The 19,974-nt window shown below is 67.6% G+C and carries 21 protein-coding genes; 13 read left to right on the forward strand and 8 right to left on the reverse strand.

All coding sequences use genetic code 11. The features are described from left to right. Positions 1 to 646, forward strand: a 646-nt coding sequence (locus tag AC36XV_RS12675) for a glycyl-radical enzyme activating protein (protein ID WP_492204051.1), incomplete at its 5' end; no start/stop codon positions are given. Positions 647 to 650: 4 nt separating this feature from the next. Next, positions 651 to 3,011 carry a trans-4-hydroxy-L-proline dehydratase gene (gene hypD / locus AC36XV_RS12680; protein ID WP_492204052.1) on the forward strand — a complete coding sequence of 787 codons (2,361 nt, stop codon included), beginning with the start codon at positions 651 to 653 and terminating at the stop codon, positions 3,009 to 3,011. Positions 3,012 to 3,035: 24 nt separating this feature from the next. Here hypD and AC36XV_RS12685 read toward each other — a convergent pair whose 3' ends face one another. The 6 genes from AC36XV_RS12685 to AC36XV_RS12710 form a co-directional block, all read right to left on the reverse strand. Then, positions 3,036 to 3,245, reverse strand: a complete 210-nt coding sequence (locus tag AC36XV_RS12685) for a hypothetical protein (RefSeq protein ID WP_492204053.1) — start codon at positions 3,243 to 3,245, stop codon at positions 3,036 to 3,038. Between the two features lie 24 nt (positions 3,246 to 3,269). Then, positions 3,270 to 3,677: a hypothetical protein gene (locus AC36XV_RS12690; protein ID WP_492204054.1), complete on the reverse strand. Its 408-nt coding sequence runs from the start codon at positions 3,675 to 3,677 to the stop codon at positions 3,270 to 3,272. A gap of 4 nt (positions 3,678 to 3,681) precedes the next feature. After that, entirely contained in the window at positions 3,682 to 5,004 is a 1,323-nt protein-coding gene (locus AC36XV_RS12695; RefSeq protein WP_492204055.1) for a B12-binding domain-containing radical SAM protein, read from the reverse strand. After that, positions 5,001 to 5,378 carry a YtxH domain-containing protein gene (locus AC36XV_RS12700; RefSeq protein WP_492204056.1) on the reverse strand — a complete coding sequence of 126 codons (378 nt, stop codon included), beginning with the start codon at positions 5,376 to 5,378 and terminating at the stop codon, positions 5,001 to 5,003. The genes AC36XV_RS12695 and AC36XV_RS12700 overlap by 4 nt, the downstream gene beginning before the upstream one ends. A gap of 72 nt (positions 5,379 to 5,450) precedes the next feature. Next, entirely contained in the window at positions 5,451 to 6,059 is a 609-nt protein-coding gene (locus AC36XV_RS12705; RefSeq protein ID WP_492204057.1) for a pyridoxamine 5'-phosphate oxidase family protein, read from the reverse strand. Continuing rightward, entirely contained in the window at positions 6,056 to 6,388 is a 333-nt protein-coding gene (locus tag AC36XV_RS12710) for a hypothetical protein (protein WP_492204058.1), read from the reverse strand. The genes AC36XV_RS12705 and AC36XV_RS12710 overlap by 4 nt, the downstream gene beginning before the upstream one ends. A gap of 77 nt (positions 6,389 to 6,465) precedes the next feature. On the opposite strand from AC36XV_RS12710, the gene AC36XV_RS12715 reads away from it, so the two are divergent. Next, on the forward strand, positions 6,466 to 7,200 hold the full coding sequence (locus AC36XV_RS12715; protein ID WP_492204059.1) for a class I SAM-dependent DNA methyltransferase: 735 nt from the start codon (positions 6,466 to 6,468) through the stop codon (positions 7,198 to 7,200). Between the two features lie 24 nt (positions 7,201 to 7,224). On the opposite strand, the gene AC36XV_RS12720 is transcribed toward AC36XV_RS12715, so the two are convergent. Further along, entirely contained in the window at positions 7,225 to 8,178 is a 954-nt protein-coding gene (locus tag AC36XV_RS12720; protein ID WP_492204060.1) for an aldo/keto reductase, read from the reverse strand. After that, complete coding sequence (locus AC36XV_RS12725; RefSeq protein ID WP_492204061.1) at positions 8,178 to 9,446, reverse strand: NTP/NDP exchange transporter; 1,269 nt, start codon at positions 9,444 to 9,446, stop codon at positions 8,178 to 8,180. The genes AC36XV_RS12720 and AC36XV_RS12725 overlap by 1 nt, the downstream gene beginning before the upstream one ends. A 157-nt stretch (positions 9,447 to 9,603) precedes the next feature. Here AC36XV_RS12725 and AC36XV_RS12730 point away from each other — a divergent pair, with 157 nt between their 5' ends. The 10 genes from AC36XV_RS12730 to AC36XV_RS12775 all read left to right on the forward strand — a co-directional run. Further along, a complete protein-coding gene (locus tag AC36XV_RS12730; RefSeq protein WP_492204062.1) occupies positions 9,604 to 11,448 on the forward strand; it encodes a hypothetical protein in 1,845 nt (614 codons plus the stop codon). Positions 11,449 to 11,517: 69 nt separating this feature from the next. Further along, positions 11,518 to 13,275, forward strand: coding sequence for an alpha/beta hydrolase (locus tag AC36XV_RS12735; protein WP_492204063.1), 1,758 nt, complete (start codon positions 11,518 to 11,520; stop codon positions 13,273 to 13,275). Further along, positions 13,275 to 13,871 carry a flavodoxin family protein gene (locus tag AC36XV_RS12740; RefSeq protein ID WP_492204064.1) on the forward strand — a complete coding sequence of 199 codons (597 nt, stop codon included), beginning with the start codon at positions 13,275 to 13,277 and terminating at the stop codon, positions 13,869 to 13,871. Before AC36XV_RS12735 ends, AC36XV_RS12740 begins: the two co-directional genes overlap by 1 nt. Further along, positions 13,868 to 15,466, forward strand: a complete 1,599-nt coding sequence (locus tag AC36XV_RS12745; RefSeq protein ID WP_492204065.1) for a serine/threonine-protein kinase — start codon at positions 13,868 to 13,870, stop codon at positions 15,464 to 15,466. The genes AC36XV_RS12740 and AC36XV_RS12745 overlap by 4 nt, the downstream gene beginning before the upstream one ends. Positions 15,467 to 15,578: 112 nt before the next feature. After that, the gene (locus AC36XV_RS12750) at positions 15,579 to 16,124 is read left to right on the forward strand and encodes an RNA polymerase sigma factor (RefSeq protein ID WP_492204066.1); all 546 of its coding nucleotides are present in this window, start codon (positions 15,579 to 15,581) and stop codon (positions 16,122 to 16,124) included. Continuing rightward, positions 16,121 to 16,699: a hypothetical protein gene (locus AC36XV_RS12755; RefSeq protein ID WP_492204067.1), complete on the forward strand. Its 579-nt coding sequence runs from the start codon at positions 16,121 to 16,123 to the stop codon at positions 16,697 to 16,699. Before AC36XV_RS12750 ends, AC36XV_RS12755 begins: the two co-directional genes overlap by 4 nt. A 14-nt stretch (positions 16,700 to 16,713) precedes the next feature. Further along, a complete protein-coding gene (locus tag AC36XV_RS12760) occupies positions 16,714 to 17,913 on the forward strand; it encodes a PDZ domain-containing protein (RefSeq protein WP_492204068.1) in 1,200 nt (399 codons plus the stop codon). A gap of 290 nt (positions 17,914 to 18,203) precedes the next feature. Continuing rightward, complete coding sequence (locus tag AC36XV_RS12765; protein ID WP_492204069.1) at positions 18,204 to 19,364, forward strand: hypothetical protein; 1,161 nt, start codon at positions 18,204 to 18,206, stop codon at positions 19,362 to 19,364. Positions 19,365 to 19,435: 71 nt separating this feature from the next. Then, positions 19,436 to 19,669, forward strand: a complete 234-nt coding sequence (locus AC36XV_RS12770) for a hypothetical protein (RefSeq protein ID WP_492204070.1) — start codon at positions 19,436 to 19,438, stop codon at positions 19,667 to 19,669. An 89-nt stretch (positions 19,670 to 19,758) separates the two neighbouring features. Next, on the forward strand, positions 19,759 to 19,974 hold a 216-nt coding region (locus AC36XV_RS12775; RefSeq protein ID WP_492204071.1), incomplete at its 3' end, for a zinc ribbon domain-containing protein.

Raw genomic sequence — 19,974 nt, forward strand, 5'->3', positions numbered from 1 at the left:
CGGACGGTGCGCCGAGATCTGTCCGACTGGCGCCAGGCGGAGCGTGGGACGGGAGATCACGGTCGAAGCCCTGGTCGAAGAGGTGCTGCGCGACGACATCTTCCACCGGCGTTCGGGGGGCGGCATCACCTTTTCGGGCGGGGAGCCGCTGAGCCAGGCGCCCTTCGTGCTCTCGGCGCTGCGGGCGCTGAAAGGGCTCGACGTGCACACGGCCGTGGACACCTGCGGCCTCGCCCGGCGAGAGGACCTGCTGGCAGCCGGCCGGCTGGCAGACCTCGTCCTGTTCGACATCAAGCATACCGAGGCGGCCGTGCACCGGGCGTGGACCGGGGCCTCGAACGAACGCATCCTGGCCAACCTGGCGGCGCTCGGCGGGATCCCGGCGAGGATCTGGGTGCGCGTTCCCATCCTGCCGGGCGTCAACGATGACGACGACAACCTGCAGCGTACCGCCGCCTTCGCCGCCACCGTGCCGGGCGTGGAGCGCGTGAACCTGCTTCCCTTCCACAGGCTCGGCGCCGAGAAGAGGGACCGGGTCGCGGTCACCACCCCGGCGTACGAGGGTCGTCCGCCGGAAGCGGAGCACATCAGGCACATCGCCTCCGTGTTCGAGGCCGAGGGCCTGCACACGGTCGTCGGAGGGTGAGCGCATGACGGATCGTACGAGGCGGCTCCGGCAGCGGAGCCTGGAGACGGAACCGAGCCTGTCCGCGGAGAGGGCCGTGCTCCTCACCGACTTCTACCAGCGGCACCTCGGCCGGTTGCCCACGCCGATCCTCCGGGCGCGCGCGTTCGAGCATCTGTGCGAGCACAAGACGCTGTACCACGGCGACGGAGAGCTGATCGTGGGAGAGCGCGGCCCGGCGCCGAAGATCGTGCCCACCTTCCCGGAGCTCACCTGCCACTCGCTCGAGGACCTGCGAATCCTCGACTCACGGCCCAAGACACGCTACGGGGTGCCGGAAGAGGTACGCTCCGCGTACGCCGACACGGTGATCCCGTTCTGGACCGGACGCTCGCTGAGGGACCGGCTGTTCGCCGAGCTGCCGGAGGAGTGGCACGTCGCCTACGAGGCCGGCTTGTTCACGGAGTTCATGGAACAGCGGGCGCCGGGTCACACCGTGCTCGACGACAAGATCTACTCGCGCGGGTTGAGGGACTTCCAGGCGGAGATCGACCGGAGCCTGGCTGGCCTCGATTTCGTGCGTGACTCCGAGGCGCAGGATCGCTCCGAGGCTCTCCGGGCCATGTGGATCAGCTGCGAGGCCCTGATCCGGTTCGCGGAGCGGCACGCGGATCTGGCCGAGCGGAAGGTGGCCGAGGAGGCCGATCCGGCCGAGCGTGCCGTGCTCGAGAAGATCGCGCGAACATGCCGCCACGTGCCCGCGAACGCTCCACGCGACTTCCACGAAGCGCTCCAGCACTACTGGTTCTGCCACCTGGGCGTGATCACCGAGCTCAACGGCTGGGACGCGTTCAATCCCGGGCACCTCGACCAGCACCTGCTTCCTTTCTACGAGCGCGGGCTGGCGGACGGCACGCTGACCCGGGAATCGGCGAAGGAGCTCCTCGAAGCGTTCTTCATCAAGTTCAACAACCACACCGCGCCGCCCAAAGTGGGCGTCACGGCGGCCGAGAGCGGCACGTACACCGACTTCGCCAACATCAACATCGGGGGCGTGCTGCCCGACGGGACGGACGGCTCGAACGCGGTCTCGCACCTCCTGCTCGAGATCGTCGACGAGATGCACCTCCTCCAGCCGAGCACGAATCTCCAGGTCGCCAACGAGACGCCGGACGAGGTGCTGGAGCACGCCCTCCGGGTGATCCGGAAGGGGTACGGCTTTCCGTCGCTGTTCAACGCGGATGCCGCCGTGGCCGAGCAGCTCCGTCAGGGCAAGACGCTGGAGGACGCAAGGGCCGGTGGCTGCAGCGGCTGCGTGGAGGTGGGCGCGTTCGGCAAGGAAGCCTACATCCTCACCGGCTACTTCAACCTCGTGAAGGTTCTCGATCTCGCTCTTCACGACGGGATGGACCCGAAGACGGGGCGGCGGCTCGGGCCTGCCACCGGCGCGATCGCGGGCATGGAGAGCTTCGAGGACGTGTTCCGGGCCTTCCACGCCCAGCTGCGGCATTTCGTGGATCTCAAGATCGCCGGCAACCAGGTGATCGAGCGGCTGTACGCCCGCCAGATGCCCGCCCCGTTCCTGTCGGTTCTCATCGACGACTGCGTGGCCCGCGGGAAGGACTACAACGCGGGCGGAGCGCGGTACAACAACCGGTTCATCCAGGCCGTGGGGATCGGCTCGATCACGGACAGCCTGGCGGCCATCCGCGCCGTCGTGTTCGAGGAGAAGGTGATCGACCTGCCGGATCTGATCGAGGCGCTGGACGCGAACTTCGAGGGCCACGAGCCGCTCCGGCAGCGGCTGATCCATCGGACGCCCAAGTACGGCAACGATGACGACAGGGCCGACGGTCTCATGCGACGCGTCTTCGACGCCGCGTTCGATTGCATCGACGGACGCCCCACGGTGACCGGCGGCACGTATCGGCTGGAGATGCTGCCGACCACGTCCCACGTCTACTTCGGCTCCGTGACCGGGGCCACGGCGGACGGCCGACGTTCCGGGCTCCCGCTCTCGGAGGGGATCTCACCGGTGCAGGGGGCCGACCGCAAAGGCCCCACCGCGGTGTTCCGCTCGGCGGCGAAGATGGATCACATTCGCACGGGCGGCACTCTCCTGAACATGAAGCTCGCCCCGTCCCTGATCGAGGGAGAGGAGGGAATCGAGCGCCTCCGCCACCTCGTGCGAGGCTACTTCGAGATGGACGGACACCACGTGCAGTTCAACGTGGTGGACTCGGAGACCCTGCGGAGGGCACAGGCGGACCCGGACAGCCACCGTGACCTGATCGTCAGGGTCGCGGGGTACAGCGACTACTTCTGCGACCTGTCCGAAGCCCTGCAGGACGAGATCATCCGGAGGACCGAGCACGCGCTCCCGTGAGTTCCGCCGCCGGGCTGTCCCGGCTCAGCCCCCGGATCGCCGCGCCCGCTTCCAGCCGACCCAGAGGAAGATCGCCGCGAGCACGAGCTGGGAGATCGGGATTCCCGGCGTGTCAAAGGGCGCCGTCCCGTTGAAGTAGGCCCAGAAGGCGAGAGCGGCGAGCAGGAGCCAGCCGACTCCTCCGACGTAGAACAGGTTGGGACTCCTGCGCGAACCATCGTCTCCGGCGGTCATGTTTCCTCCTCAGAACCGGTGGAATCAGGCGGGAGACGCGCGATCCGCCTCGCTCTCCAGCTCGCTCACCCGCGCGCGAGCGAGGACGAACAGGATCAGGAACACCAGGTCGGCGACCGCGAACGGCTTCCAGATGAGCGGAACACCAGCGCTGAACCAGTGATAGGCCACCACGGCGCAGTACGAGAGCTTGAGCAGTATGCCGTACCCGATGAGGTTGCGGCCGGCCAGCGGGTCTCTCGCGATCGCCACGAACATGAGGGCGAAAACGATCAGCAGGGCCGCCGGGAAGTGCACGTAGCCGAAGTGGTTGGGTGGCGGCACGCCGACCCAGTCGAACAGGGCAGGGGCCGCGACCAGGAATGCGATCCCGAGGATCCCGTCGTACAGGGCGGCCACCCAGAACAGAATTCGAATCGCGCCGATGCTCATCGGGTCACTCCTTGCTCCGGCGAAGACTCCGGGCCAGGTCCTTCCTGAACCGGTTGCGCCTCCACTGCGTGAACTCCTCGCTGTAGAGGCGGACAACGAGGCGCTTGAAGCCATCGACCAGCTCTTCCTGGCTCATGCATTTCGGCTGGTAGTTGAGGTCGAACAGGGTGCATCGGTCCCACGCGCACGGCGCGAGGATCCGATCTTCTTTCAGCAGGCGGCTGTACAGGGGAGTGCCGGGGAAGGGCGTGAGGATCGTGACCTGCACCTCGTACAGCCCGGCGTCGCGCACGTAGTCGTACACCTGGTCGAAGATGTCCGGCGTGTGTCCGTCGAGGCCGATCACGAAGCAACCGTTCACCGTGATGCCGTGAGACTGAATCTCACGGATCGCATCCCGGTAGTCGGGATACCGCTTGCGCTTCCAGTCGCTCCGGAGCTCCAGTCCCTCGAGGCCCTCCTCGACCGGGCTCTCGAGACCCACCAGCACCTGGGCGCACCCGGACTCACGCATCAGCTCGAGCAACTGCGGGTCGCGGGCCACCGAGAGGTCGGTCTCGGCAAACCACTGGATCTCCCTCTTCGAGAGCCGTGCGAGAAGCTCCTTCCAATACGCCCGGTTCACGAGTGCATTGTCATCCGCAAACTCCAGGAAGGGTCGGTCCCAGATCTCCAGGATGCGATCGATCTCGAGCACCACGTTGTCGAGGGGCTTCTGCTTGTACCGGTCGGTGAGGAGCACCGAGCTGGCGCAGAACTCGCACCGGTGGGGGCAGCCGCGGCTCGCCTGCACGGTCAGTCGGTTGTATCGCTCGATGTCGAGCAGCTCGAAGGCCGGGACCGGACTGTCGGCGAGGTCCAGCTCGAAGGGCCGTGCGTCGTACACGCCGGCGAGTCGGTGGCTCGCGCAATCGGACAGGACGCTGAGCCAGCACGCCTCGCCCTCTCCCACGACCACCGCATCGCAGTGCCATGCGGCTTCCTCGGGCAGCGCGGTGACGTGCGGGCCGCCCATCACCACGGGAACGCCCGACTCCCGGTACCGATCGGCGAGGTCGTACGCTTCGAGGATCTGGGCGCTGTAGGAGGAAATGGCCACGAGGTCGAACCCGTCAGGAAGCCGGTCGAGCGACCGCGGGTCGGGCACCTCCAGGTACTCGACCTCGTGTTCCGGCGGCGTGAGGGCGGCCAGGGTCAGAAGACCGAGGCTGGGGAGCGACGCGATCGTCTTGCTGCGTTCCACGAACCCGGGGAGGGTGAGTCCGAGCCGCAGGAGCTCCTCGTCCACCACGCGGATGCCGCTCATCGCCAGCAGACCGATTCTCATGACCCGAGCAGCCTCCAGGTGATCAGGGCCAGTGCCGCCGTCACCGAGCCCGCCGGGATGAAGAACCACTGGCGGTAGCTCCTCCGATAGGCCGACAGGTAACACACGGCCGGCATTGTCACGGCGCCGATGATCAACAGAACCGAGGCAAAGCGCAGCGCTGTCGTCAGGTCAAGCGTCTCGACGGTGAGGTAGAAGCCGAGGTTCAGGATCCCGATGCCGAAGAAGGCGACGTGGCCGAGGCGTACCATGCGGCGGCGCCAGTCCGAGTATCCGCCGAGCCAGGTCTCCCGATCGAAGAACAGGCCGGTCACGGCCCCGGCGAGAGCTCCGAGAAGGAAGCCGATCCAGGCGGCGTACAGGTTGATCGTCACACGACGGCTCCGGTCGGAGCGAGGAGGCGCTGGACAATCTACCGATCGACCGGGGTTCGCGCTGCTCCCGGTCTAGGGAGTCCCGCCGGACGCCGGCTCCCCGGGTTCGGTCCCCGGGCGGGCCAGCCGGTGGCGGTCCTCGTAGCGGTACGCTCCCGGGAAGTCGGAATCGGCGACCTTCCGCTTTCCGCTCCACGACTCGACGTCGAGCCGTATCACCGTCGTCCGCTTCAGCTCGTCCTTGGTGATGGGGCGGTAGTCACGGCCCGGCCTCAGGTGGGGAGCATACTTGTCGAGCAGCAGCTGCAGCCCGTGCTCCGCTTCCCCGGGATCGTGGACGACCCTCGCGGCACCGAACACCACGACGCCGCCGTACTCGATGCTGAACTCCAGGGCCTCATCGGCGGGTAGCAGTCGCCCCGTCTCGTAGACCGTGAACGCGACGCCGGGGTGAGCCTCCAGGTTGCTGCGGGTCCTGCCGGTTCGGGCCGTGTGCAGGTAGAGGGCGTGGGCCTCGGGGTCGAACACGAACAGGTTCGAATTCACGAACGGCTGGTCGTCCCGCACGGTCGCGAGAACGCCGACCGGGGCCTGGTGAAGCAGCTCGCGGATCCAGGAGTCATCGGCCGACCGGTCGGTCCGCCGAAGCTTCGCGCGATCGTCCGCTCCGCCCTCGATCACTGGACGGGCTCCTCATCGTCCGGCGGCAGATCCGCCGTCAGACCCGCCTCTTCCACTTCCTCGATGAGGTCCCCGAGCCATGCGAGGATCTCGACCGCCCGATCCTGCCCGGCCTCGGCCCGGTCCGATTCCTCCAGCTTCACCATCTCCTCGAGCGCCCGGAGCATGGCGGGGGTGTAGACGTCCAGCGCCTGGCGCACGGCCTCGGCATCCCGCCGGGCCAGGGCGCGGAACACGGCGGACAGCTCCGGCCGGTGCTTCCGGTCCAGCTCTTCCGCGACCCCGTTCGCCCACCGGGTCAGATCGACTTCCTGTTGTTCGCGATTCATCGCCTCATCCGCTCCCTTTCGGCATATCTTAACGTACCGGGTGGGATCGAGCTTCACGAAGAAGAACGGAGGGCGAGATGAGCGAATACGGTGCCTCCACGTACGGCGACGGCGTCGCCGAAGTGTACGATTCGTGGTACGGGGGGGGTGACCCGGGTCCGGTGGTGGAGCGCCTGGCGGTCCTCGCCGGGAGAGGTCCGGCGCTCGAGCTCGGGATCGGGACGGGTCGGGTGGCCCTTCCCCTGGCGGCGAAAGGGGTGGCCGTTCACGGAATCGATGCATCCGGTGCCATGCTGGACCGGCTCCGCGCGAAGGAGGGGGCCGAGAGTCTGTCGATCACCCGGGGAGACTTCACGGAGTTCGAGCTCGACCTCCGGTTCGAGCTGGTGTACGTGGTATTCAACACGTTCTTCTCGCTCCTCGAGCAGGAAAGCCAGGTCCGATGCTTCCGCTCCGTGGCGGCTCACCTCGCTCCAGGCGGGCGCTTCCTGCTGGAGTGCTTCGTCCCCGATCTGGACCGTTTCGACCGCGGTCAGCGGCTGGCCGTCACCGCCATCGAACCGGAAGGATTGCGGCTCGAGGCAGCGATTCACGATCCGGTCCACCAGAGGGTGAAGGCCCGGATGGTCTCACTGACGGAGGGCGGCGCCCGCTTCTTTCCCCTGCAGGCCCGCTACTGCTGGCCATCGGAGCTCGACCTGATGGCCCGACTCGCGGAGCTTCGGCTCGAGCACCGCTGGGGGGGCTGGAGAGAAGAACCGTTCACCGCGTCGAGCGGGAGTCACGTGTCCGTGTACGCTCGCTCCGAGTGACCCCGGTCCGGTGTCTCGGCGGGCTTAGCCGCCTGCCGCGAGGCCGTCGTAAAATGCTTCCATGCGCTTGCGCGCTTCGGCGTCCGGCAGTCGGCCGAACGCCGCTCCCATGTTGTCCCGTGCATACCCGGGCTTCGCGGTGCCGGGGATGACGCAGGTCACCGCCGGGTGGCCGATGATGTACTTCAGGAAGAACTGCCCCCAGCTCTCACAGTCGAACTCCGAAGCCCAGTCGGGGAGCGGACGTTCGCCCACCGCGTCGAAGAGCCGCCCGCGGCCGTACGGTAGGTTGACGAGCACGGCCATGCCCCGGTCCGCCGCGAGGGGGAGGATGACGTCGGCGGCCTCGCGGTTGGAGAGCGAGTAATCGACCTGGATGAAGTCGAGAGTCTCCCTCCGCATCACGTCGGCAAAAGCCTCGTGCTGCCGTCTCGACGACGTGGTCATCCCCACGTAGCGGATCTGGCCGGCCGCCTTCAGATCCATCAGCGTCTCGAGTTGGGTATCGACGTCCACCAGGTTGTGGACCTGGATCAGGTCGATCCTCTCGGTTCGCAGGCGCTCGAACGAGTCCGCGATCTCCGTCAGGCCCTCCTCCCGGCCCTCCTTGCGAACCTTCGTGGCGAGGAAGAGCTCGTCCCTCATTCCGAGCCCCTCCACGAGGTCTCCGACCACGATCTCGGCGTTTCCGTAGGACGGGGCCGTGTCGATGAGGGTCCCGCCCAGTTCGTGAAACACGCGGACGGTCTCCCTCAGCACGTCCATGTCACCCTCGTCCCCGATCGCGACGTCATACCGTCGGGCCGTCCCGATACCCACCACGGGGACGGGCTCTCCGCTCGACGGAATCGGACGGGTGCGGGGCGCCGGCGCCTGGCGGTCCGCGAGAACGTCACCGAGCAGGTGTCGGGGGCCGACCGCTGCGGCCGCGCTTGCCGCCGCCCCGAGCTTGATCATCTCCCGACGTGTGATCTTCATTACTGGCTCCCTTTCTCGGCGGCCAATCGGTCTTGCCGCCGCCCCAGATCGAGGCCGACCAGCGCCCACACGGCGGCTACCGGCGCCGCGACCAGCGCGATGACTCCGACGGTCAGTCCCAGCGCCGCCAGACCCGCATAGATCCAACCGTTGATCAGATCGCCGCCGCGATAGACGGCCGCGTCGATGAACGCCTTCGACTTGTATTTCTCTTCACGGTCGACGACGGTGAACAGCACTTCGCGCGTCGGCTTGGCGATCGCGTAGCGCAGGGACCGGTACAGGACGTGGACGACGACCAGCACCGCGAGGGTCGGCATCAGGCCCAGCGCCACGAAGCCGACCGCTGCGATGAGAGGGACGATCGCCAGGCTCCACCCCATGCCGATGCGCCGGATGACGCGCGACACCACGAAGCCCTGGCCGGTGAGGGTGATGACGTTCACGGCCAGGTCCATCTTGGCGAAGAGTGCCGTGCGGATGTCCCGGTCGCTGATCGCGTCGTAGATGAGATGCGCCTGCTGGAAGTAGAGCACCGTCGAGGCGAACGTCATCAGGAAGATGAACACGGCGATCCGTACGAGATAGGGGGAGCTGAAGACGACCTTGATACCGCTCCACACTCCACCCGACACCGGATCTTCCTGACGCTGCAGCGCGCTGCCGGCCCTGTCGGAGTTCTGGTGGAGCTTCCGGGCCGCCTGCGCGGCGACCTCCAGGGGCACGCAGGCGACGAGCAGCAGCGCGAACGAGGGCAGGGCCGAGATCAGACCCGCCGTGACGGCCGAGCCGATGATCGCGCCCAGGGATCCTCCCACCGCGATCGGGCCGAACAGCCGCTTTCCCTGCTCGCTCGTGAACAGGTCGGCCATGAACCCCCAGAACACGGTGACCACGAAGAGCGCGAAGACGCTGGCCCACACGTAGAACACGCGGTCGATCCACGGTCGCGCTCCGAGGGGCAGCGATACGAGGGCGACGTAGAAGCCGACCAGGTTCAGGATGAAGAACCGGTTGACCCACGGGACGAACTTTCCGCGCGGCCACCGCGCCACGACCCATGAGTATGCCGGGACCGCCACCAGCATGACGAGGAATACGGCCGTCCACAGGATCTGCAGATTGCCCCGGTCCGCGGAGCTGATCTCGTCGCGGACGGGCCGAAGAATGTAATAGGCGAGGAAGATGCAGAAGCCGTAGACGAGAGCCCACGTCAGCGCACTGACTTCCTCCCGCCGGACGCGGGTCAACCGCTCGAGAAATGGCACGATGTCAAATCAGTCCGGTTCGGCGCTCCGTGTCAATCCTTCGACCTCGCAGATCGGGACGGCGAGCCGCGTGCATGCGTGCGCGACCGACCCGTTTCATGCAGATTGGCGGGAACTCGTCCGAAGGCCGGACCGCGTCCCCCGCCACCGAGGCACGATGAGCGTCGACACGAGCGTCAGTCTGGTGAGGGAGTACTTCCGCGAGTCGCGTGGCGCCCGCCGCGCACTCGTCTTCGTGGTGGCCCTCCATCTCGTTCTCCTCCTCCTGATGCTTCGCGACTACTTCGCGGATAACGACCTGGGCTTCCACATATCGCTCGCACGCCAGTTCGCGGAAAACAACGTCTACTGGTGGGACTCTCTCAATTGGGCGCCCACGGGACGGCCGAACCTGCAGGGTCCGGCGCTCCACTACGCGGTGGCCCTGCTCGGCAGGCTGCTCGGTGGCAGCGGATGGGACTACATCCATGCCTTCTCCGTGCTCGCCGTCATCCAATGGGCGGCCGCCGTCTTCACGGCCGCCTGGTTCGCCCGCCGCTTCGGAGGCGATCGGGCCGCCCTGTTCGCCGTCGCTCTGTTGACGGGCTGCGTGTACTCGGCCGGTTCGTTCTTCGTCGGCGTTCCGTCCGGGTGGATCTTCATCCTCTCGGGCTGGGCGATCTACTTCTTCCTCGAGAAGCGGTACGTCGAGGCGGTCCTGATGGCCACGGCCACGACGTACGTGCACCTGGGGGGCGCTCCCGTGATCGCCGTCGGCTTCGTTCTCGCCGGCGTCTTCACGGGCCGCTGGAAGGGGCTGGTGCTCTGTGGCGCCGCCACCATGGTCCTCTCCTCACCCTACATCGTTCATTTCCTTCGTCATCTCGACTGGTACACGGGACAGAGGGGCCACGTGGCCGGCTCGATCGCGGTGATGACGTACGCGCTGGCCGCCCCCGGACTCGTGTGGCTCGTGGCCACCCGGAAGAACCGTCACAGGGGGCTCTTCCTGATCGTGTGGGCGCTCGCGCCCCTGCCGTGGCTGTTCCAGGACGGCCTGCGGTTCTTCCTGCAGTCCACGGTGGCCGCCTCCGCGATCGCGGGGATCTTCTTCACCTGGTTGATCACTCGGTTCACCGGCGAGGAACTGCAGCACTGGCTCACGGGCGTGATGGTGATGGTGGCGACGCTCCTCCCGTTCGCCATACCGAGCCTGCCCGTGGAGACGGCATGGGCGGCCGGACAGGGCTTCCCTCGCGAGCTCGATTGGGACGAGGCGGAAGCGCTGGCCCGGGTCGTGGAGGCCGACAGCCTTACGGACCGGATCTTCGACCCGTACTACGACTCGCTCTGCGGCGCCGTGGCCGTCTTCGTACCGGAGGTCCGGCAGCGGGGCGGGCACTGGGGAGAAGTTCGCCCTCCCGAGGATCCGGCGGACACGATTTCTGCCGGCCGCTTCGTCCACATGCTTCCGCTTCCGCCGGACGACAGCCTGCTCGCGGTCTTCGACGGCAACGGACTGGTGACGAACCATGGCGGAGGAAGACAGACCTCGCTGGTCACGCTGCCGTCGCCGGCAGGCACGGCTGCCTTCAATCCGATGCTGGTCGACGTCATCGATGGGGAAGTCGACTGGCTGCTGGCCAACGCTCGACCGAATCTCTTCCCGCCGCCCACGACCCTGTTCAACGTCGTGGAGATCCAGCAGCACCGGGCGATGCTGGCGGAGCAGAAGGCCCACATCGGGCGCATCCAGCTGGCCGTTCTGCTCTATGCCTTCGCGATCGAGGAGGACGAGCCGGAGCTCGCCGCGGGGGTGCGTCGGTCGGCCCGTGGCTGGGGCGGCGTGGCGAACTTCCTCGGCGATGAGACGGCCATGGACTACGTGGACGAGGCTCGATTCCGTCGCTTTCTCGCAAACCTGGAGACGTTCCGGGACGAGCTCCAGGTGATGCGGACACAGGCGTATCCGTCGCCGGAGCTGGATCGGGCGACGGACCGTCTGTTCAGGGACTTCTTCTAAAGGGGCCCCGCTCGCACCGCGGCATCTGGTCGCGGCAGCCGTTCCCCCTGGAACTCAGAGGTGCCCAGAATGAGGTTTCGGTCAGCCGGACTCCCGATCGGCGTGGCCCTCGCCACCGTGGTCGGTCTCTCGTGCGCGCCGCCGGATGGCCCGACAACGCGGCCGGCGGATCTGTCCTTCTCCGTCCAGTATGAAGCGGCTCTTCGCGAAGGCCCCCTGGACGGCAGGCTCATCCTGCTCATCGCCGCAGCCGATGAACCGGAGCCCCGCTTCCAGTTCCGCTCGGAGCCGGCGCGGACCGCACAGGGCTTCGGAGTGAACGTGGAATCGTGGGGTCCGAACGAGCCGGCCGTCATCGACGGCGCGGCGTTCGGGCACCCGATCGAGAAGCTCGCCGATCTGCCGGCGGGCGAGTACACGGTCCAGGCGGTGCTGAACGTGTACGAGACGTTCGAGCTCGCCACCGGGCATACCGTCAACCTCCCGCCGGACCGGGGCGAGGGCCAGCAGTGGAACCGCAAGCCGGGGAACCTCTATTCGCTGCCGCGAAAGGTGCAGGTGGATCCCTCGCGAGACGCCACCATCGAGGTCGTGCTCGACCAGATCATGCCTGAGATCGAGCCTCCGGAGGACACGCCTTACGTCCGGCACGTCCGAATGCGAAGCGACCTGCTGTCGGAGTTCTGGGGACGGGACATGTACCTCGGGGCGCATGTGCTCGTGCCCGAAGGGTTCGACGAGCACCCGGAGGCCCGGTACCCGCTGATGGTCTTTCACGGACACTTCCCGTACGACTTCGGGGGCTTCCGCACGGAGCCGCCGGATCCCGGACTGGAATGCGAATACAGTGAACGGTTCGACCTCGAGTGCTACAACCGGATCCAGCAGCAGGAAGCCCATGATCTCTACCAGCGCTGGATCTCGCCGGACTTTCCGCGCTACCTGGTGATCGAGGTCCAGCACCCGACGCCCTACTACGACGATTCCTATGCCGTGAACTCCGCCAGCCAGGGGCCCTGGGGTGACGCGATCACGTACGAGCTCATCCCCTTCATCGAGCGGGAATTCCGGGGGATCGGCGAGGGCTGGGCGCGATTCACCTACGGCGGATCCACCGGAGGGTGGGAGGCTCTCGCGGTCCAGGTGATGTATCCGGAGGAGTACAACGGGGCCTTCGCGGCCTGTCCGGATCCGATCGACTTCCGCGCCTACGAGCTGGTCAACATCTACGAGTATCCGAATGCCTATTTCGACCTCGGCCCCTTCGGCCGCGTCGAGCGGCCCGCGCACCGGGATTGGCTCGGCCGCATCAGCTACACAGTACGGAACGAGAATCATGCCGAGCTGGTGAGGGGCACGAGGGGCCGCTCCGGTGGCCAGTGGGACATCTGGGAGGCCACCTACTCTCCCATGGGCGCCGATGGCTATCCGAAGCGCCTCTGGGACAAGCGGACCGGCGAGATCGATCGCGAGGTAGCCGAGTACTGGAAGGAAAACTACGACCTGCGGCACATCCTCGAGCGTGACTGGGCCGAGATCGGACCCAGCCTGGTCGGGAAGATCCACATCTACGCAGGAGACATGGACAACTACTACCTCAACAACGCCGTGTACCTGATGGAGGACTTCCTCGAGAGCACGACGGACCCGTACTACGCGGGGGTGATCGACTACGGCGACCGCTTCGAGCACTGCTGGAACGGCGACCACGAGAACTCGAACGCCATCTCGCGACTGCGATACAACACCCGGTATCTGCCCCGGATCCTCGAGCGAATCGAGGAATCGGCGCCTCCCGGAGCGGACCTGACGAGCTGGAGGTACTGATGCGCCACTCCATGTCGATCTGGATCGCCCTCGGACTCGGTCTCATCCCGGGTGCCGGAGAAGCGCGGGCACCGGCTCCGGTGGACTCGGTTCGCGTGCTGGTGGTGTACCATTCGCTGACCGGAAACACGGAACAGATGGCCGAGGCCGTGGCAGACGGCGCTCGCGAAGTGGTGGGTGCCGCGGTCACGTTGAAACCGGTGGACGAAGCCACGAACGAGGACCTGGAGGCGTGCGACGCGCTGGTGATCGGCTCGCCCACCTACTGGGGTTCCATGGCCACTCCGGTCAAGGCATTCATCGATGGACAGCGTCCGTTCATGGGCGACAAGGTGGGAGGGGCGTTCGCCACGGGTGGAAGCGATGGGGGAGGCAAGGAGCTGGCCGTCGTCACGATCCTGGCGGCGATGCTCAACAACGGCATGATCGTGGTCGGTCCGCACTACGAGGAAGACGGATTCCGCTTCGGCGCCTTCGGGGTCGCCGCCACGACCGGCGTCGAGAGCCCGGGGATATCGGAAGCGGAGCTGGAACGGGCCCGGCGGCTCGGTGAGCGCGTGGCGCGGGTGGCGACCCGGGTCGTGGCGGCCGAATGACCTTCGAGTCCACTCCCGCACGACGTCAGGTCCGCTTCACCGACGCGGCCTCCAGCGGTCTCCCGCCGGACCTGCTCCAGCGGGCCTCGCGGCGTCTCGGGTGGGCCTCGCTGATCTACGCCGCGACCTATTTTCTGGCCTATTTCGGTCCCGTCCTCCTGGAGCCGTCGGCGCTCCCGGAGGTCCTCGTCCACCCGGCGACACCGGTCGCCACCGCCTCCATCGGCCTCGGGATCGGGATCTACCTGCTGTCGCGATACGGTCGGCTACCGCCGGAGACGCTCATCGACATCGGCCTCGTGTTCGAGGTCGTGGGGGCCCTCGGAATCGCGTGGGCCAACGTCTGGGGGAGCTGGCCGGAGCCGGGCCAGTTCGCGCATTGGTTCTCCGAAATCCGTTCTCGCGCCGGCTGGGTCGGCATCCCCTGGGAGTGCGTCTGGATCCTCCTGTTTCCGCTGATCGTGCCGGCCGCTCCGGGCAAGACGATCCTCGCGTCCCTGGGGGCGGCCTCCGCGGGCATCGCCGTCCTCGTTCTCTCCAAGGCCCTCGGCGCCACCGCGCCCGACGTGCCGATCGACACGCTGTTCACCTTCTACCTGTTCTCGACCTACCTCTGCGCGGCCCTGGCGGTCGTGATCTCCCGGGGCGTGTATCGGTATGGCCGGCGTCTGGCCCGGGCGCAGGCCGTGGGGAGCTATCGGCTCACGGAACCACTCGGGCGGGGGGGAATGGGCGAGGTGTGGGTCGCGGAGCACCAGATGCTGGCCCGGCCGGCGGCCATCAAGCTGATTCGACCCGAGTCCCTTGGAGTACAGGAGACGGGGCTGCGGGTGGTGGAGGAGCGGTTCAAGAGGGAGGCACGGGCGACGGCGCGACTGCAGTCCACGCACACCGTGAGCCTGTACGACTTCGGGGTCACCGATGAGGGGACCTTCTACTACGTGATGGAGCTCCTCGACGGACTCGACCTCGCGACTCTGGTCGACCGGTTCGGACCGCTCCCCGCTTCCCGGGCGATCCACTTGCTCCGCGGCGCCTGCCATTCGCTGGGCGAGGCGCATGGTAGGGGCCTGATGCACCGTGACGTGAAGCCGGCCAACATCTTCACCTGCCGGCTCGGGCCGGACTACGATTTCGTCAAGGTACTCGACTTCGGGCTGGTGAAATCGACGGCCGACGACGCGGGTGGCGCCACCGCGCTCACGAGGGAGGGATCGGTGGCCGGGACGCCCGCATACATGTCGCCGGAGTCCGCCCTCGGTCAGGAAACGGTAGACGCGAGAGCCGATATCTATGCCCTCGGCTGCGTCGGCTACTGGTTGGTCACCGCGCAGCCGGTGTTTGCCGGTTCCACGCCGATGGCCACGCTCCTGCAGCAGGTCCGGGAACCGCCCCTGCCGCCGTCGCGACGCACCGAGCTCGACATCCCGCCGGACTTCGAGGCCGTCATTCTCACCTGTCTCGCGAAGGACCCCGCCGCTCGCCCCCAGACGGCCGAGGAGTTGAACACGCGGCTCGACGCCTGCGAGGTAGAGCGATGGACGAACGATCACGCGAGGCAGTGGTGGGAGCTGCACGGAGCGGCGCTGCGCTAGAGGGCGGGCTCCTGGCGAAACGCAGGTTCCGCGCAGGTCCGGGTCCCGGGGGTGCCGGACCCAACCCGGAGGTCCTCTCCAGACACTCAATGACGAGATGAGAGCCCAGGCGGTGGTACCGACGAGAGATCGGACGCTGGCGGAGCGCATCGTGCGCGGCCGCGACGAAACCGCATTTCGAGAGCTGTACCGCCGGCACACTCCGCGGCTCTATCAGTTCGTGCTGCGGATGATGGGAGGCGACGAGCTGGAAGCGGAGGACGTGGTGCAGGACACCTGGATACGGGCCACGCGAAATCTGGCCGACTTTCGATGGGAGTCGAAGTTCGGCACCTGGCTCACGGGAATCGGCCTGAACCTGTGCCGGAATCGCCTCCGGGCCAGCGGCCGGTGGACGGATCTGTCCGAGACTTCGAACGGCTGGACCCGACCGGGCCCGAGCGAAGCCCGCATCGACCTCGAGCGCGCCATCGCCATGCTTCCGCCCGGCAGTCGCACGGTGCTGATTCTACACGACATCGAAGGCTTCAAGCACGCCGAGATCGCAGAGCGACTCGGTGTCACCACAGGGACCTCGAAGAGTCAGCTGTTCTCGGCGCGGCGCACCCTGCGTCGGCTTCTGGAACCGCGGGGCTCCGAGCCCGGAGACGCACGATGAGAGACGACCACGATTGGACGGATGCCGAGCGGGAGGCGCTGCAGAATCTCCCCAGGGAGGCGGATCCCGGCCAGCTTCTGGAGGAACGAACCGTCCGGGCCCTCCGCGACGAAGGTCTGCTCGCTACCGGCGACCGTGTCGCCGCGGAACACGCGGCAGGGAGGACGCTTTCGGGACTTTCGTGGTGGCGAGCCGCCGCCGCGATCGCCGCGGGCATCGCTCTGTTCATCGGGGGTCTGTCGGTCGGGCAGGGAATGGGGGCCCGCCAGACGGCCGACGCCTTCCAGACCGTGTTCCAGGACGGAGACGCATTGCTGGCCGCCCGGGTTCAGCGGGCGGGATCGGACTACGTGGCTTCTCTGGCGGCCCTTTCCGACGCCGATGGATCGGCTGTCGGCGACACCAGCCAGGCCGTCGAAGTGGCGCTCACCGCGCTCTGGGCCGCGGCGACGGAGATCGTGCGCCTCGCTCCCGACGACCCGCTCGCCGCACGGATTCTCCAGGGGTTCGAAGCGCGCGCGGAAGCGTTGGCCGAGGACGCACGGAGCGGACAACAACTGCTGGTCGAGTTCTGAGAGGGGAGGGGAAGATGAACGGGGTGAACGCGTACGGAGAGGGTCGCGGGTGGCGCCGGTGGGCGGTCGTGGTCGCCACGCTCGGCCTGGTTCTGACCGCTGTCGGAAGCGCTGCCGGTCAGATCGCTTCCTCCGGAGACGCCTGTCCCCGGGGGGTGACTCCTCGGGGGAGCATCGGAATCACCAGCTTCGAGTGCTCGCACTGCTCGATGCAGTCGAGCGGAGACGCGAGAGTGTGGAGCTTCAGCTCGGAGCCCATCGTACGCGAGGTGCGTCCGGGATCACCCGCAGCCGGGAAGATCCGGTCGGGCGACGAGATCGTCGCGGTGGATGGATATCTGATCACCACCGGTGAGGGAGGCATGAAGCTGGCCAACCTCGTCCCGGGGCGAGAGACGGAGATCGTCATCCGCCGTGGAGATCGGGAACGGACCGTGCGAGTCGTGCCACAGGAGAGCTGCCCGTCGCCGGCGGCCCGGGTCGCCCCGGCCGTCGCGCCGGTGCCGGATGCGGCCCCCGCCGCTCCCGCGAAGCCGGCCGCCGGGATCGGGGTGTCGGCGGGGGTGCCGCGCGCGGCCGTGGCGCCCATGCCCGATTCCGCACAGGCGGGCATCCTCGCCCGGGTCAGCCCGGTCCCGGCGCCCACCTATACGCTCCTGCCGTCCGGCTGGTTCGGATTCGGCATCCGGTGCAGCGATTGCCGGTGGAGCGTGGACGAGGACACCGGCATTGCCGAGTGGAGCTTCGCGGAGCCGCCGGAAGTGAGCTCGGTGGAGGACGGCAGCCCGGCGGACGTCGCCGGACTCCGTCGGGGGGACATCCTGCTCGAGATCGATGGAGATCCTCTCGTCACGCCCGCCGGAGGCCGCAGCTTCGGATCGGTGAAGCCGGGTCAGACGGTGCGCTGGACATACCGTCGAGGCGGAGAAACGCGGTCGGCGCGGGCCACGGCCACCCACCGGCCCGGTCTGCCTCCGCCTCCGCCCAAGCCGGACGCTGCCGCCCCGGCGGCGCACGCCGGGGTGCTCAGCCGCTCGTATGCGGAGGAGGCGAGTCGCCTCCGCTACTCGGGGCTGGTCGGAGATGCGAGCGTGGAAGTCCGGGGCACCGGATCGGTCGTGGTGAACATCATCGAGCCGGGGCGCGAGATCGAGATCGTGACCGCGGATTCGCGCACCCGCATCCGCCTTGGAAGCCCGGACGAGCCGGACTGACGGCTCGAGCACCGGCCGGCGGATGTGACACCCTGTCACCACCGGGCCGTCCCGCGTCGACAAGCTGGCGCCGGGAGCGGCCCGGATCCGGTCCCGGATGCGGACTTCCCGTGCACCGCGTCCAAGATCCAAGTGTACGTGTGGCAGGACCCTAGGTGCGTATGCCCGGGTTTCCTGCCGTAGCGCCCTGCCTCTCTCCCGCAGCCGCACGACTCTTGCCATGGAACCGTCCGGCGAGCGCCGCCGCCCAGCGGGGCGCGAGCAAGATTCACTCCGCACGGAGACTGCACATGCGAGCCCGATACCGATTCGTTCCCGGCGTTGCCGCCCTCGTTCTCCTCGCGCCCGTGGCGCTTCCCGCGCAGCAGCCGGAGGATGCGAGCTCTCCACAGGCCTTCTTCGATGGGATTCGGGCCCCGAACTGGTTGGGCACCGACATACCGCACACCTCGATCAAGCAGCAGCGCGGAGGCACGTGCTGGAGCTTCTCGACGGTCGCCTTTCTGGAGTCGGAGACCCTGAGGACTCGGCCGGACCTCGCCGAGGCTTTCCGGGAGGCCAGGGTGGAGCTCGACCTGTCCGAGTACTTCATCGTGTACTGGGCGTACGTGGAGAAGGCGCGGGAGTACGCACGTCGCCAGGGTGTCGGGGCGCGCTTCACGGATGGAGGCCTCAGCCACGACGTGACCTGGCTGATCGGGCAATACGGTATCGTGCCCGAGCAGGACTTCGCCGTGGTGGATGATTACGGAGCGATGCGCGAGGAGCTGAACGCCGTCCTCGAGGCCCACGCGAAGAGCGGCGATTGGGACGAGGATGTAGTGATCGGCGAAGTTCGCACCGTGCTGGACCGCCACCTCGCGCCTCCCCCGGCCGAGATCACGGTGGACGGGTTGGTGATGACGCCGGTGGAGTACGCGACCGGGTACCTGGGCCTCGAGCCCGATCGGTACTGGGAGATCACCTCGTACGAGGACATGCCCTTCTACGGTCGCGGGGAACTGGATGTCCCCGACAACTGGTGGGATTTCGACGGCTATTACAACGTTCCGCTGGCCGAGTACATGGCGACGATCAACCGGGCCCTGGACGAGGGCTATCCGGTCGTGATCGACACGGACTGGGGAGACCCCGGCGCCTCGTGGAACGGCGCGGGAATCGCGGTGATGCGGCCCGATGAGCTTCCCGGGGGCGAGATCGATCAAGACTCCCGGCAGGTGGACTTCGACGAGGGTCGCACCACCGATGACCACCTGGTGCTGGCCGTGGATCACCGGGTGGTGGAGGGCGAAGACTGGTACCTGATCAAGAACTCGCACGGCACCGGATCCGGCCGCCGGGGATACGTGTGGATGAGGGGCGACTGGATGGCCATGCGCGTGCTGGCCTACATGGTGCACCCGGAAGCGCTCGATTCGGACCTGCTCGGACGCTTCGGAGGCGACCGATAGCTGGCGCGGTCAGGACCGTACCGGCACATTCAGGGTAGGCAAACGGAGACACGGTTCCCGAGGAGGGCGTCATGTTTCAATGGATCGGCATGTCCATGGTCCTGGCGGCCTGGGCGCTTCCCGCGCTGTTCGTTCTGACGCTGGGGTTCCTGTTCGGCCTGGCGGTCTTCCGTCCGCTCTTCCTCGCATGGTCGCGGGCCTGGGATGCGACGGCGGCGCGACTGAACCATGCGATGCAGGCGGCGGCCGAGCATGTCCTGGCCCGCACGTACGTCTACGCCGTGCGACATCCGCACCGGGACTGAACCGGCCGGGCATAAGAGCTTGAATCTTTGACAACGATCGAGGCGCCCGCCGCCGGCGTGCGCCCGAAGAGGATGACGAGGAGCGTGGAATGGCGCTGTACGACTACTACTGCGAAGCGAACGACCGGACCATCGAGGCCCGGCACGGCATGTCCGAGTCGGTACGGAGCTGGGGCGAGCTGTGCGACCTGACCGGAACGGAGCCCGGCGACACGCCGAGGGCGGCTCCCGTGCGCCGGCTGATGGGGGCGCCCGTTCCCATGACGGGCTCGACCGGATCCTCCGATGGCCCGCCGTGCGGGACC

The organism is Candidatus Benthicola sp. (assembly GCF_058719085.1).